Source organism: Prevotella sp. P5-50 (assembly GCF_002251295.1).
Classification (GTDB): Bacteria; Bacteroidota; Bacteroidia; order Bacteroidales; family Bacteroidaceae; genus Prevotella.
In genome coordinates this window covers 1-14,088 of the sequence record NZ_NPJA01000051.1, presented here as the reverse complement: position 1 = coordinate 14,088, position 14,088 = coordinate 1, and the positions used below count along the sequence as shown (strand labels likewise).

The window sequence follows — 14,088 nt, the reverse complement described above, 5'->3', positions numbered from 1 at the left end:
CAGTATCTGTTATTACAATACGCAAGCATAACGGTCAACGACTCCCAAAAGTTGGTTTTGTTCATTGACCACGAGCACGTTATGTATTTTGTTTTGATTCATTATTTTCTGTACTTCAGAGATTTTGGCTTGTGGCGAAACCTTCTTTGGCGTACGTGTCATGATGTCTGCCACAGTGCGGTCGAAGAATTCGGCCTGCCATCTTTCCATGGCGCGTCGAATGTCACCATCGGTGATAAGTCCGGCAATTTGTCCATCTACGATAGCTATTCCCAGTCCGAGTTTACCTTTGCTTACCAGTATAATGGCATCGCCCAAATGCATATCGGGTGATAGGATAGGGAGTTTTTCGGTAATCATCACATCTTGTGCAGTGGTCAGTAATCGCTTGCCGAGTTCGCCACCGGGATGGAATTGTGCAAAGTCTTGTGGTCGGAAATGGCGTTTTTCCATCAGTGCCACAGCCAGTGCATCGCCCATAACAAGTGTTGCCGTTGTGCTGCTGGTAGGTGCGAGATTGAGTGGACAAGCCTCTTTTTTTACTGCAACATTGAGGTGACAGGTGGAGTATTTTGCAAGTAATGACGTTGGGTTACCGCTCATTCCTATGATAGGAATCTCCATGTGGAGTACCATTGGTATGAAGCGTAGCAGTTCGTCGGTCTGTCCTGAATTGGAAATGGCGAGTACCACATCGCCTTTCGACATGACGCCAAGGTCGCCATGATATACATCGAGTGGATTGATGAAAAACGACGGTGTGCCTGTAGATGCCAGTGTGGCAGCAATCTTTGCACCGATGTGTCCGCTTTTGCCAACACCGGTGACAATCACTTTTCCATGGCAGTCGTAGATGAGTTCTACGGCTTTGTCGAAGTTGTCATCCAGTTGTGGTATCATGTCGAGCACAGCCTGTGCCTCGTCTTTAATACATTGTATGGCGTATTCTCTTGTTGTCATTGCTCGTTTGGTTGTTGTTAGTCGTTTTTCAGAAGTTTTGTTATCAGTTCTTCCAGACGGTCTAGTTCCAGCATATTGGCGGCATCGCTCAGTCCGTTGTCTGGGTCTGGATGTACTTCAAAGAACCATCCTGTGGCTCCGAAGGCTTTTGCCGCCATAGCCATCTGTGGTACGAAACGTCTGTCACCGCCGGTTTTTCCGTTTGCACCGCCTGGGCGTTGTACGCTATGTGTGCAGTCCATGATGACGTTGGGAACGATCTCCAGCATGTCGGGTATGTTTCTGAAATCCACTACCAGATTATTGTATCCCATCATGTTGCCACGCTCTGTGAGCCATACGTCTGTAGCCCCGGCCTCGCGTGCTTTCTCTACGGGATAGCGCATGTCCTGTCCGCTTAGGAACTGCGCTTTTTTGATATTGACGATACGCCCGGTCTGTGCAGCTGCTACGAGAAGGTCTGTTTGCCTACAGAGGAATGCCGGTATCTGTATTATATCTACCACTTCGCCTGTCGGTTTGGCTTGCCATGCTTCGTGTATATCGGTAAGTAGGCGTAGGCCATATTTGGTTTTTACATCTGCCAGCATCTGCAGTCCACGGTCAATACCCGGTCCACGGAAAGAGTGGATCGATGTGCGGTTCGCTTTGTCGAACGAAGCTTTGAAAATAATGTCGGTGCCCAATCGGTTGTTGATGTCCACCAGTTTTTTAGCCACAGTATCGAGTAGTTCGGCTGACTCGATAACGCAAGGCCCTGCAATGAATGTTGCTTTCATGTTGTCCTGTATGTTTTAAGACGCAAAGTTAAGCAAATTATTTTATATTTATATTACGTGGCAAAGTTAAGCAAAAAAACGCGGATAATCTTATTTTGTGTCAACAAAATGATTGCCACACTCGAAAAAAAGCAAAATATGCTATTTTTATAGTGAGAATCCCTATATTTGCAACAGATTTTATTCTCGGAGATTGGTTTTCCCATCCTTCAATTGTTAAACTTCAAAACAACAAAACAATGAAAAAATGTTTCATGACTCTCGTAGCTCTTGTAGTGGCTACAGTGGCAAGTGCCCAGGTTTATGTGGGTGGTAGTGTTGGATTTATTGGTAGTTCACACGATGGAACAACCAAGAACAACTTCCAAATTCTGCCGGAACTTGGTTTCAAACTTGAGGATAACATTGCCGTAGGTATCGTTCTTGGCTATGCTCAGGATGAAGTGTCTGTTGAAAAGACAGTAGCAGGATCTACAGTTACTGTTTCTCAGAAGGACAAGCAGTTTCGTATCAGCCCTTATTTGCGCTATACCGCTCTGAAATTTAAGTGTGTTGATGTTTTTGTTGATGCTGGTCTCGACTACATCCACTCTGATAATGGTAGCGTGAAGAACAATACTTTCGGTCTTGGTGTACGTCCCGGAGTAGCAGTTAATCTGAACGATAAACTGAGCTTTGTTACCCATTTCGGTTGGTTGGGTTATCAGAATTCAAAGGATGATTACGATGGTGCCAAAGCTACTAACACTTATGGTGTAGCTCTTGATGGCAACAATCTGACTTTCGGTCTCTACTACAATTTTTAAAGTATAGCGACAGTTAATACGTTACAATAATCATTCGCCCGGCAATTCCATCGGAACTGCCGGGCGAACTGTATTCTGTATGAGTATTAGTTGTTGTGCAGATGTATATCTTGTTGTGGGAATGGAATCTCGATGCCGTTGGCATTGAGTGTGTCGTAGATGGTTTTGAGCACATCGCTTGTCACATGTGAACGCTTGGTAGCTTCCGACCATACGAATATTTTGAGGTTGATACTTGAGTCAGCCAGTTCGCCCACAACCGATTTTGCTGTCTTGGTAGGGTCAGTCCATTGGTGGTGCATATTGTTGACAGCCGTGTCAACCAGTTCCATCACTTGTTGCAAGTTACTTCCGTATGCCACCCCGTAGTGTATAGTTGTCAGTATATACCCATGGTTGCGAGTCAGATTCTTGTAGTTTTTAGAGAACAACTGTGAGTTTTGGAAGGTAATCACCTCACCATATACTGACTCTACAATGGTCGATGTATAGTTGATGGTAGTCACTTTTCCCATGGTTCCATCCACTTCAATCCAATCGCCTACTTTGATGCGTCCTGTCATGAGAGAAATACCGTAGTAGATATTTTCGATGATATCTTTCGATGCAAATCCGATACCCGTTGACAGTCCGCCTGTCACTACCATCAGCCATTCGAGCGACACACCGAGTACGCTCATCGTGATGAGGAACCATGCGCCCCATACCAAAACCTGTGTTACATTCTTTCCCATTACTTCTCGGCTTGCTGCTGTCGATGGGTCGGAACTGCGATAATGCATGCGTAGAAACTGTAGTACAGTAGTACAAATGTACGAGAATAGGAACCACAGACTGATGACAAATGCCAGCGATACGATGCTGAGTTTCAGATTGCTGAGGTCAACAAACTTGGCATAGAATATCTTCCAGCATAGGTCTGTCAGGTTGAATACATCTGCAGCCCAATAGAAACTGATCATGACCGATATTACCCCCAGCACAGGCAGTAATACCTGATAGAGTAGGTCGTAAGTCCATGTTTTGGAGATGGGCATCTCTTCGTAGTGGTGCTTGATACCATAAATTTTAAGGTATTGCAACGCACAGGTGATGGTGAGGATACATGTGAGCTGCATCGTCCACCAGATGAGTAATTGCACGGCAAATAGAGTGTAGCCTATCCATGAGCATACCACAGATGTGATAAATACCGCTTGTGTGATATAGGTGTAGAACATGTCCGATTTCGGAATGTTCTTGTTGTGGCGTCTGATCACGCTCCATTGCCACAGGGCGCAGAGCACGAGGATGGGTGGGAATATCAGATTGACGAGTTCGTTAGGTATCAGAATGATACGGAATACGATGACCAGGAAACTTACAGCTAAAAGTGGTGTATAGATGCGGAAGGCGCTCTTAATCTGACTGCCATTGACACGTAGCAAGAGTGAGATAAGGATGGCACCCATCAACCATGCAAAATTGACCAACAGTCCGCATGCCATGATGAAGAAATGCTGCTGTGATACAGTTAGCATGATGGCGAGAATGAGGCCGAAAGTCACCGTGGTGGTGGCCATGGTGATACAGGCTTGTTTTTTTAGAAACTCCTTGGTGCGGAATCGCTTCGGCACTACATAGTGGATAACCACATAGTTGAGTAGTGTTGCGATGATGGCATAGATGAGGATAGAAACAAGCAGTCCCACAATCCATCGGCTATCCCATTGCGATTTGGCATTGGGTTGGTATTTCTTTGTGACCGTCTGCATGGTGGTAGTCCATTGTTGCGGCCAATTGGCAAGAATGGAAATATAGCTGTCGCCACCATTGCGGAAGATGCTGGTTTGTATGTCGTTGTATCGTTTCTGTGCATAGTCGTTGAGATAGGCGAGCCGCTTCTCCGTCATGTCGTAGAAGGTGATGTATTCTTTCATTGTTCCACGACTTTCTTCCAAATTGTTGCGAATGTTGGTGGCGAGGGTGAGACATACGCTTCGGTCGGTTTTTGCATGGTCGTCGAGCATCATTACAGGCATAGATCGAAGTGACACGATGAGTGAATCGTAGCGTGCTATGTTGCTATTAAGCTTGTTTATCCACGTGTTAAAAGGCAACTGTTGCTGCCTAAACTCATGATACTGTTCGGTGGCTTCATGGCAAGCATAGGTCAAGTCAAATACATAATCCTGTTTTTGCGAGTAGAGCATCAGTGCATTTTGGTTTGACCGCTCCATGGTTGCAAATAGTTGGTCGCGCACTTTCTTGTTTTGCGTTTTGCTCAACTCCAACCGTTCTGTCAGCTCACGATGAAAGTCAGTGAGCTCTGATCGCAGGATATGTAGGGTCTGTGGAAGGTCTTTCTCTTTCAGCACAGCATGGCTGGCGAGCGTGATGGTCAGTGCGATGAGCACCGTCAGTATTCTTTTCATATTCAATCGGATGGTTCTGTATTGGGTAATTATTGGCGCAAAGTTACAAAGAAAAGTTGAGACGATAAAGCGAATGAAGAAGTTTAACGCTATTCTGCCTACAAAAATTCGTAAACATCCAATGAGATCCTTCTGGATAGTGGTTTATTTTTTCTTTTTAACTTCATTATTTCTTTGTTTCGTATGATTATCACAAAAGTTTTGTACCTTTGCAAGGAAATATAAGAACTATGCCGATGACCACCTCATATTCACATTGCCAACTCATTGCCGACAGTGGCAGTACCAAAACCGACTGGGCACTGCTGGCAGGCGAAACCCTTGTCTGCCAATGTCAGACGCAAGGTATCAATCCTTTTCATCAGTCTGCTGAAGTCATAGATCGCGTGTTGCGTGAGGAGCTCCTTCCGTTGCTTCCGCCAGAGGCTACGGTTGGTCATGTGGCTTTCTATGGTAGCGGTTTGCGTCCCGAATTGCAACCGATGATGCGTCAACTGCTTATGTCGGTATTTTTACATACCGATGTGCAGGCAGAAGGCGATTTGCTGGGGGCAGCACGTGCGGTATGTGGTCGTACAAAAGGTATTGCCTGTATCCTTGGTACAGGAGCCAATTCTGGTTTGTACGATGGACAAAATATTGTGATGAACACTCCGCCGTTGGGCTATATTCTTGGCGATGAGGGTAGTGGGGCAGTGCTCGGTCGGCAGTTTCTCAACCTTATATTTAAGGAGTCTGCTCAATCCGCCTTGCGCGAAGCGTTTCTTTCTGAGTTTCATTTGACGATGGCTGATGTTATCGATCGTGTCTATCGCCAACCTTTAGCCAATCGATGGTTGGCATCATTGTCACTATTTATTCATCGAAACCTTGATAGAGATGGTGTACGCAGCATGGTGATTGATAATTTCAGGCAGTTCTTTCGTCGTAATCTGACAGCGTATCAACGACAAGATTTGCCTGTCGGATTTGTTGGAAGTATGGCATTCCACTATCGTAGCGAGTTGAAAGTGGCTGCTGAGGCTGAAGGTTACTGTGTTGGCACAGTCTTGAAAAGTCCGTTGGAGGGATTGATTGCTTATCATCAGGCAGAAAACTTCTGATGTCTGCCGTTGTCGCATACATAATTTTCAGTTTTCAGATTTTTATCGAACATCGAACATCTTGTTTGCGTAACATCCAATCATACAGTTGGTTATATCGGTGTTTGAAGGCTGAAATGCCGAATTGTCGAACACCCATCGAACATCGTTGTCTAAAGATATAATCATCCGCTTATGTGCATTGGTTTATGTGTAGATGGGCGGTAGTCCCAGCCTGCATAGTATTTTCAGCTCTTTTCTAATGCCTGATAAAAATATTATCCAACGTTTGATAAAAGTGTTATCCAACGTTTGATAAAGGTATTATCCAACGTTTGATAAAGGTATTATCCAACGTTTGGTAAAAGTGTTATCCAACGTTTGATAAAAGTATTTTCCAACGTTGACACAAGTGTTATTCAACGTTTGACACAAGTGTTTTTCAACGTTTGGTAAAGGTATGATCTAACGTTTGACAAAGGTATTGCAATGTAGGAAAACAATCTGGCAAAATAGTAAGTCAGCTATAAGCGTATTCATTTTGTGTGAAATCAGTTTACAGATTACTACCGAAAAGAGAAATGCTCAACATTTCGTTTTTCTACCATCTTGAAGGCACATAATGGTCGAATCTTACGAAAATGGGCAGATTGGTGGTCGATTGGTGGTCATAATTTTTTATCAAGAATTATATAAGTAGATGAGTCACAGTGCTTAAGAAACATGTTGTGGTCGATGGTAGCAAAAATAAAATGTCGCGTGCACGTGTGCGCGAGAAGAAACAATTGTTACTCTGTGAAAAAATACATTACATTGAAAACTATATGCGTATAGGTAGATGCTCTGCTGTGCCGATACTATTATTAGCATCAGAGTTATTTCGCCTTAATATATTTTAAATAGGAAAAGCTTGGCAGTTGACGCAAAAATGAGTATATTTGCAGGCGCTAAATGAAATAGCGAAAGACTTACACCCGATTATTCACAAACAAAAAAACATATTATTATGAAAAAAGTATTGTGCCTCTTGGCATTTTTTGGAATCATACTCTCTGTCGCAGCTTGTGGTGGTGACGATTCCAAAGACCCTGCACCTGCGGGAACAGCTCCTAAAGCAATCTCAGTAACTCCCGCAAATGGAACGAAAGATGTTGCTCTTGGAAATGTTCACGTGAAGGTGGTTTATAGCACACCGTCAAAGCGCGTAATAGGAGCCGATGACATCAAAATCACCGGAACTACGTCAACTCCAGCAAATTTGAAATTCTCAGTGGCAACACTCGAATTCGATTTGGATTGTCAGGAAGAAGGCGCGACCATTGGTGTGAACATTCCTCAAGGTTATGTAGTATCTAATAATGGTGCGAAACCATCTGAGCCAGTATCTTTCAGCTTTACCATGTTTAAAAAGCCTGACCTTGGCAACGACGAATATGAGTCGGCTTCGGTTGCTGTGAAGAATATGATAGCCGGATGGAATCTTGGCAATACACTCGATGCATGGGCTACAGGTTCAACAGGTTTGAATCAAGAAACCTGCTGGGGACAACCCAAGACCGAGGCTTTCCTGATGAAGAAGATGAAGGAAAAAGGCTTTACCGCCATCCGTGTTCCTGTGACATGGAAAGATCACATGGATAGTGCAGGCAATGTGGATGAGGCATGGATGAACCGTGTGGCAGAAGTGGTCAACTATGTGTTGGATAACAATATGTATTGTATTCTCAACGTGCACCACGATACAGGATCAGAAAATACCGCATGGTTGAAAGCCGATGGCACTACCTATGCAGCATCTAATGCTAAGTTTAAGTATCTCTGGCAACAGATTGCCGACCATTTCAAAAACTATAGTGAAAAACTCGTTTTTGAAGGATACAACGAGATGTTGACAGGAAGTGATGGCTCTGCCCAATGGAACACACCAAACAATGAAGCCAACCTCGACTATATCAATAAGTATGCGCAAGACTTTGTAGATGCGGTACGCTCTACTGGTGGCAAAAATAAATATCGCAACCTTATCGTGACTACTTATGCCGCATCACCTGTAGAGAAGAATCTGCAGAAACTCGTAATACCCACCGATCCCTGCGGTAATCAGAGCCACCTCGCCGTTGAGGTACATACCTATGCTCCTTATGATTGGGTGAATACCTATAATAAACACTGGACTGACGAGTGTACGAGAGAAATCACCAATATGTTTGCGATGCTCAAAAAGTATATCATGGACCAAGGTTATCCTGTAGTAATAGGTGAATATGGTTCAAACGGTAAAAATGAAGACACCATCAACAAGAACTCTACCCATGAGGAAAAACTCGAAGCCGGCAAGCAAGCTTCGGACATGACTACCCTTTGCAAACAGTATAATGCAGCAGCCTTCTACTGGATGGGCATTGTGGATGGAAACGATCGTAAGGAATCAAGCTTCAAATGGAGCATGGAAGAAGTGGCTGACGCTATAGTCAATGCAGCCAAATAATCATACGCATAGCGTTTCTCTGAAATAAAAGAGGTGGGGCTGGGGCCATGACGGGCTCTATGCCCCACCTTTGTTGAATACCAATCTATATCATAGACGATTTTAAGGTGCATTTATAACGCTAGATAACAAAATGTTATAGCACGCAAAGAAATAATGGTGATTTGTTGTGTGAGATGTTAAAAATATGATAAATATCACAAAATATATTTGTGGGTTTCAAAAATAATTCCTATCTTTGCATTCGCTGAAACCAATAACTTCGTAATGAGAAAACTATTATCCCTTTTTGTAATGGCTATTGCATTATGTGCCTGCAAACAGCAAGCGCAAGAATCACAGTATATTAGCGTTGAAAACGGACACTTCATGCGTAATGGTAAACCATACTATTACGTAGGAACCAACTTCTGGTATGGTGCTATCCTCGGTAGCGAAGGACAAGGAGGTGACCGCGACCGTCTCGTCAAGGAACTCGACGAGATGAAACGCATGGGTATCGACAATCTTCGCATCCTCGTAGGTAGCGATGGTGAGCGTGGTGTGACGACCAAGGTGGAACCAACACTGCAGGAAGCACCTGGCGTTTATAACGATACAATTCTTGCAGGCCTCGACTATCTGTTGATGGAGATGGGTAAGCGCGATATGGTAGCTGTGCTCTATCTGAACAATTCATGGGAATGGAGTGGGGGATATAGCTTCTATCTGCAACATGCCGGTGCAGGAAAAGCTCCACGTCCTAACGAAGAAGGATATCCAGCTTATATGAATTTTGTGGCACAGTATGCCAGCAATACCAAAGCCCACGAACTCTTCTACGATTACGTGCGCTTTATCCTCGGACGCACCAACCGTTATACGGGTAAAAAATATACAGAAGATCCTGCTATCATGTCGTGGCAGATAGGTAATGAACCTCGCGCCTTTGCTAAAGAACAACTGCCTGCCTTTGAGAAGTGGCTTGCTGAGGCTTCTGCACTGATCCGTTCTATAGATAAAAATCACCTGATCAGTATAGGTAGCGAAGGCTCATGGGGATGCGAAAACGACTATGACTGCTATGAGCGCATTTGTGCTGATAAGAATATAGACTATTGCAACGTGCACCTATGGCCTTATAACTGGGGATGGGCAAAGCCCGACTCACTCATCGAAAACCTCGACCGAGCATGTCAGAATACCAAAGAGTATATAGACAAGCATCTCGCCATCTGCGATAAGTTGGGCAAACCGCTCGTTATGGAAGAGTTTGGCTATCCCCGCGATGGTATGAAATATGACCTCGGCACCCCAACAAAGGGACGCGATGGCTATTATAAATATGTGTTCTCGCTTGTGGCAGATAATGCCGAGAGCGGCGGAAAATTTGCAGGATGCAACTTCTGGGGATGGGGAGGATTTGCCAAACCGCTACACGAACAATGGGTGGTGGGCGATCCCTACACCAACGATCCTGCACAAGAGGCACAAGGCCTCAACTCAGTCTTTGCCGGCGATACCACTACCTTGCAAGTGGTCAAGGAACAAGTGGATCGTATGGCTAAGGTAAAAAACAAACCTTAAGGATGGGACTTCTCCACCTCTAAACCTTGATAATCATGCCCCAATAGCCTTAAAAAAAGACAAGGTGATGCTTGGTTGTCTCGCGGAAAATAAGTAATTAGTGCAACACTAAAAATACCTAACGATTGGGAAATAAAACTATGAAAAAACTTACAAATTATCTGATGAAGGTCGGAATGTGCCTGTTGGGTTCGGTGGCTTTTGTTGCTTGTGGCGATGATGATCCGGATGATGACCCTGCCGTAGAGGGATTAACCGTAACCCCAACCTCACTGTCGTTTACTAAAGATGGCGGTCAGAAGTCTATTAGTGCACGTGCCGGTCAGAATGTTACAGCTTCAAGTGATGCTGCATGGTGTGTGGTGACTAATGGTGAGAAAACTCCTACGCTGAAGGTCACTCCTATCAATGTAACTGTTGAAGCCAATACCACTACCGAACAGCGTACTGCTACAATTACCGTAAAAGCCGGTGCAGAGAGCAAAACCGTAAGTGTTACACAGGAGAAGGGTGAGACTAAGCCTGATTCTAATCCCGATCCTTCTGGCAATATCAAATATGATGCCAAGCAAGTGGCAAAGTTGATGTATCCCGGATGGAATCTCGGCAATACCATGGAGGCTGGCAGCAATACTAATTCATGGAAGAGCGTTGGAGTTTCTACAGAGACAGCATGGCAGAAAACTACAACTACCAAGGAGCTCATCAATTTCATTAAGGCGCAAGGTTTCAAGAGTGTGCGCATCCCCTGTGCATGGGTGATGGGACATATTACCGATACCAACAACTGCACCATCGATCCACAATGGATGGCACGCGTTAAGGAAATTGTTAGCTATTGTGTTGATGCTGATCTCTACGTAGTACTCAACCAGCACTGGGATGGCGGTTGGCTGGAGCACGACGGATTCACAGCGAATGCTGACGTAGCACTCAAGAAACAACAGCTTACCAAGATCTGGACACAGATTGCAGAGGCTTTCAAAGACTATGACGACCATGTTATCTTTGCTGGTCTCAACGAGCCTGGTGTCGGTGGAGCCTATCAGGACAACGGCAAGAATATTGCTGACGATAAGTTGGCAAGCCGTTTGGCTGAATATGAGCAGGCCTTTATCGATGCTGTGCGTGCCACTGGCGGTAATAACGAATATCGCGTATTGGTGGTTCAAGGTCCAGAAACCAATATCGACAAGACAGTAAAGAACAACTATTATTCTAAGTTGAACGACAAACATACCGGTCGTTTGATGATGGAAGTTCACTTCTATGATCCCTATCAGTTCACAATGATGAACAAAGATGAGAGTTGGGGAAAAATGTGGTACTATTGGGGTAAAGGCAATACCGGTTCGGATGCCAATCGCAATGCCAACAGCAATTATACAGAGAACTATGTCAAAAACCAGATGGCGAAGCTGAAGACTGCGTTTGTTGACAACGGCATTCCAGTAATCATCGGAGAGTTTGGAGCCGACCAGCGTTTCTCCATCGGACAAGATCCTATCCATGATGCATCTATCAAGGCTTGGTATGCTGCTGTGACAAGTTATGCAATCAACAACGGTTGTATTCCTTATGCATGGGATGTAAATACTGGCAATGGCATGAGTATTATCGATCGTTCAAACATCAAAGTATTTAATACCAATATGATGACAGGTGTCACCGAAGGTGTCGCTGCTGCAAAGTGGCCGTATTGATAGCATTTGTAATAATCGATAAATGATATGAGCAAACGAATTCTCTTTATCCTCGTAGTACTTGCACTTGCATGGAGTACTATGGCCGACGTGCAGGCTAAGAGCAAGAAGGAAGGGCGTTTTAGCGGACAAACTGCCAAGCAGGTGGCTTCGCAGATGTGGCTACCAAGCAGAAACAGTATAGCCACCGCGCTTACTGAGCAGACACACTGACTATACTCAGCCATTGTGCTGATCATACAAGCAAATACACTGAATTTATAGCAAATTCAGTGTATTTGTTTTAGGTATGGTTTCTTTGATGTGATATAAACCTTCATAATCAGATGTACTCTTTTGGAAAAATGTTTACTTGTGTATTGCGCAGTGATTGTTACAATATTACAGTATTACAGTTTTCGAAAAGCAAAAAAATATGGATTTATAGCCTGTTTACCGCTTGAAAATCATAAAAATCTATTCGTTGAGCATCAAAAATCGTTTTTGAAAACTGTAATACTGTAATATTGTAATGGCGTAACGACTTTAGTTTTGGTATGGTTTTATTACATAGTGTTGTCACTTTGCGTCGCTATAGTCCCATAATTCCATTTATTCATGTGTGTGATGAGTCCCGATTGAGTCCCGATTGAGTCCCGATTGAATCCCGAATGAGTCCCGAATGAATCCCGAATGAGTCCCGAATGAATCCCAAATGAGTCCCAAGTAAATCCCAATCAATATACGAGCGGAATAGGATAATGATGGGAGATACTACGGTCAGAAAAGGAACCTACCGCAGAAGTGAGATAGTAAGTTTAATCAAAAGAAAAAACAAAACCATCGCATGGGACAGAATTGAACCATACGATGGCTTTGTTGCAGAGGGACGTATGAAAGTCGCCTTATTCTTTCTTTTTCACAAAGTAGATGTTGTTCACATCGCTACGCATCAGCACATGTTTGTTGTTGACGAACGTTACGAAATCGGTAGTGGAAATCTGACCGGGGAACGGAGCAAAGTAATGCTGTGGGTTGTCGTAAGCATTGCGCCATACCAGTACGTAGCAGATGGGATGCTTGTCGAGCACCGGTTGTAATGTCTTGGTCCACCAGTCTGCAGTCTTTATTCCCTCGTAGCCGGTTTCAGTAAGAGCAGCAGCCTTGTGGTGTTTCTTGGCAACGGCACATACTGTGGCAAGGTTCTTATCCAACTGTGCAGCATAACCGGCAATCTTTACGGTGTCAGCCTCAGGTGAGGAGCAGTAACAGTCCAGTCCCATGACATCTATGATGTCGTCGCCAGGATAGCGTTCCAGATATTTGGATTCATTGCCATCCATCTCTGTGCCAGGTGAATAAGCATAGAGTGCATTTACCACTCCTTTGTCTTTCAGTCGGTCGGTGGTCATTTTCCACAACGCTTTATACTGTGCAGCGGTGCAATGTTCCTGTCCCCACCAGAACCATGAACCGGTATGCTCATGCCATGGGCGGAAGATAACCGGTACTTTCACGCCGTATGGTGTTTCCAGTGAGTTGAGGAAGTCTGCCACTTTATCAATCCATCCTAAGAACATCTCATGCTTCTGTCCACCTTCCAATACCGAAGCCACAGTCTTGGTTTCGACGTTCTTCAGTGAGTCGGCAACCCATGCAGTACCACCAGAGAGCGGATTGTTCAGATGCCACGATAATGTAATTACGCCACCACGGTTGAAATGGGTGAAGATTTCTTGGCGCATGCGATCAAAGGGAACACCGTCGAGATTGACCGAGTCGCCCAGTTCAATATGTCCAAGGTCGAAACTCAACAGCCCCGGATAATCGTTGCATACGCTATGTATATCGGATCGGGCAGAGTCCCCTTTCCATCCGATACCATAGACGGTATCGTCATGGTGTCCGAACATATATACACCACTGTCACCATACGCCATCAGATTGGTCAGCAGATTCTCCGTGCGCTGTGTACGACCTGAGTCTGCTAAGGGGTCGCTTGCCTTCTTGGGTCCGCATGCTGACAGAATCAGTGCAGATGCCAACGTCATCAATAGATATTTCTTCATTTTATGATAGTTTGGGTTTTGAGCGCAAAAGTACGCATAATCTTCCAACTGACCAAATATCGTGTGTGAAAAATAGTATTATTTATAAGATATGTTTTTGCAGCTGTTGAAAACCACTTAAAGTGTAAATTGTGTAATTATATAGTGGTAAAAATACACTTATTAGTTGTGCGCCTTAACACTGTGCAATCGTTTGTTAATTATTTGGTGTTTTTTAACATAGTGGTGAAATAGTATTATAT

General features: G+C 44.2%; 10 protein-coding genes. 6 read left to right on the top strand and 4 right to left on the bottom strand.

Going from position 1 to position 14,088, the window contains the following annotated elements; translation table 11 throughout:
- Positions 1-12 precede the first annotated feature (12 nt).
- A complete protein-coding gene (locus CIK88_RS10595; protein ID WP_094436358.1) occupies positions 13-960 on the bottom strand; it encodes an SIS domain-containing protein in 948 nt (315 codons plus the stop codon).
- Between the two features lie 17 nt (positions 961-977).
- Complete coding sequence (gene kdsA, locus CIK88_RS10590; protein ID WP_094389622.1) at positions 978-1,739, bottom strand: 3-deoxy-8-phosphooctulonate synthase; 762 nt, start codon at positions 1,737-1,739, stop codon at positions 978-980.
- A gap of 239 nt (positions 1,740-1,978) precedes the next feature.
- Here kdsA and CIK88_RS10585 point away from each other — a divergent pair, with 239 nt between their 5' ends.
- Positions 1,979-2,545, top strand: a complete 567-nt coding sequence (locus CIK88_RS10585) for an outer membrane beta-barrel protein (RefSeq protein WP_094389621.1) — start codon at positions 1,979-1,981, stop codon at positions 2,543-2,545.
- 86 nt (positions 2,546-2,631) lie between these two features.
- On the opposite strand, the gene CIK88_RS10580 is transcribed toward CIK88_RS10585, so the two are convergent.
- Complete coding sequence (locus tag CIK88_RS10580; RefSeq protein ID WP_094436355.1) at positions 2,632-4,959, bottom strand: mechanosensitive ion channel family protein; 2,328 nt, start codon at positions 4,957-4,959, stop codon at positions 2,632-2,634.
- 230 nt (positions 4,960-5,189) lie between these two features.
- Between CIK88_RS10580 and CIK88_RS10575 the strand changes: the two genes are divergently transcribed.
- The 5 genes from CIK88_RS10575 (at position 5,190) to CIK88_RS10555 (ending at position 12,011) form a co-directional block, all read left to right on the top strand.
- The gene (locus CIK88_RS10575; protein WP_254046889.1) at positions 5,190-6,062 is read left to right on the top strand and encodes an ATPase; all 873 of its coding nucleotides are present in this window, start codon (positions 5,190-5,192) and stop codon (positions 6,060-6,062) included.
- Positions 6,063-7,047: 985 nt separating this feature from the next.
- The gene (locus CIK88_RS10570; RefSeq protein ID WP_094436351.1) at positions 7,048-8,529 is read left to right on the top strand and encodes a cellulase family glycosylhydrolase; all 1,482 of its coding nucleotides are present in this window, start codon (positions 7,048-7,050) and stop codon (positions 8,527-8,529) included.
- Between the two features lie 294 nt (positions 8,530-8,823).
- Positions 8,824-10,095, top strand: coding sequence for a cellulase family glycosylhydrolase (locus tag CIK88_RS10565; protein ID WP_254046584.1), 1,272 nt, complete (start codon positions 8,824-8,826; stop codon positions 10,093-10,095).
- A 140-nt stretch (positions 10,096-10,235) separates the two neighbouring features.
- The gene (locus CIK88_RS10560; protein WP_254046888.1) at positions 10,236-11,798 is read left to right on the top strand and encodes a cellulase family glycosylhydrolase; all 1,563 of its coding nucleotides are present in this window, start codon (positions 10,236-10,238) and stop codon (positions 11,796-11,798) included.
- A 27-nt stretch (positions 11,799-11,825) separates the two neighbouring features.
- Positions 11,826-12,011 carry a hypothetical protein gene (locus CIK88_RS10555; RefSeq protein WP_094436347.1) on the top strand — a complete coding sequence of 62 codons (186 nt, stop codon included), beginning with the start codon at positions 11,826-11,828 and terminating at the stop codon, positions 12,009-12,011.
- A gap of 671 nt (positions 12,012-12,682) precedes the next feature.
- On the opposite strand, the gene CIK88_RS10550 is transcribed toward CIK88_RS10555, so the two are convergent.
- Complete coding sequence (locus CIK88_RS10550; protein WP_254046349.1) at positions 12,683-13,846, bottom strand: glycoside hydrolase family 26 protein; 1,164 nt, start codon at positions 13,844-13,846, stop codon at positions 12,683-12,685.
- Positions 13,847-14,088: the final 242 nt, after the last annotated feature.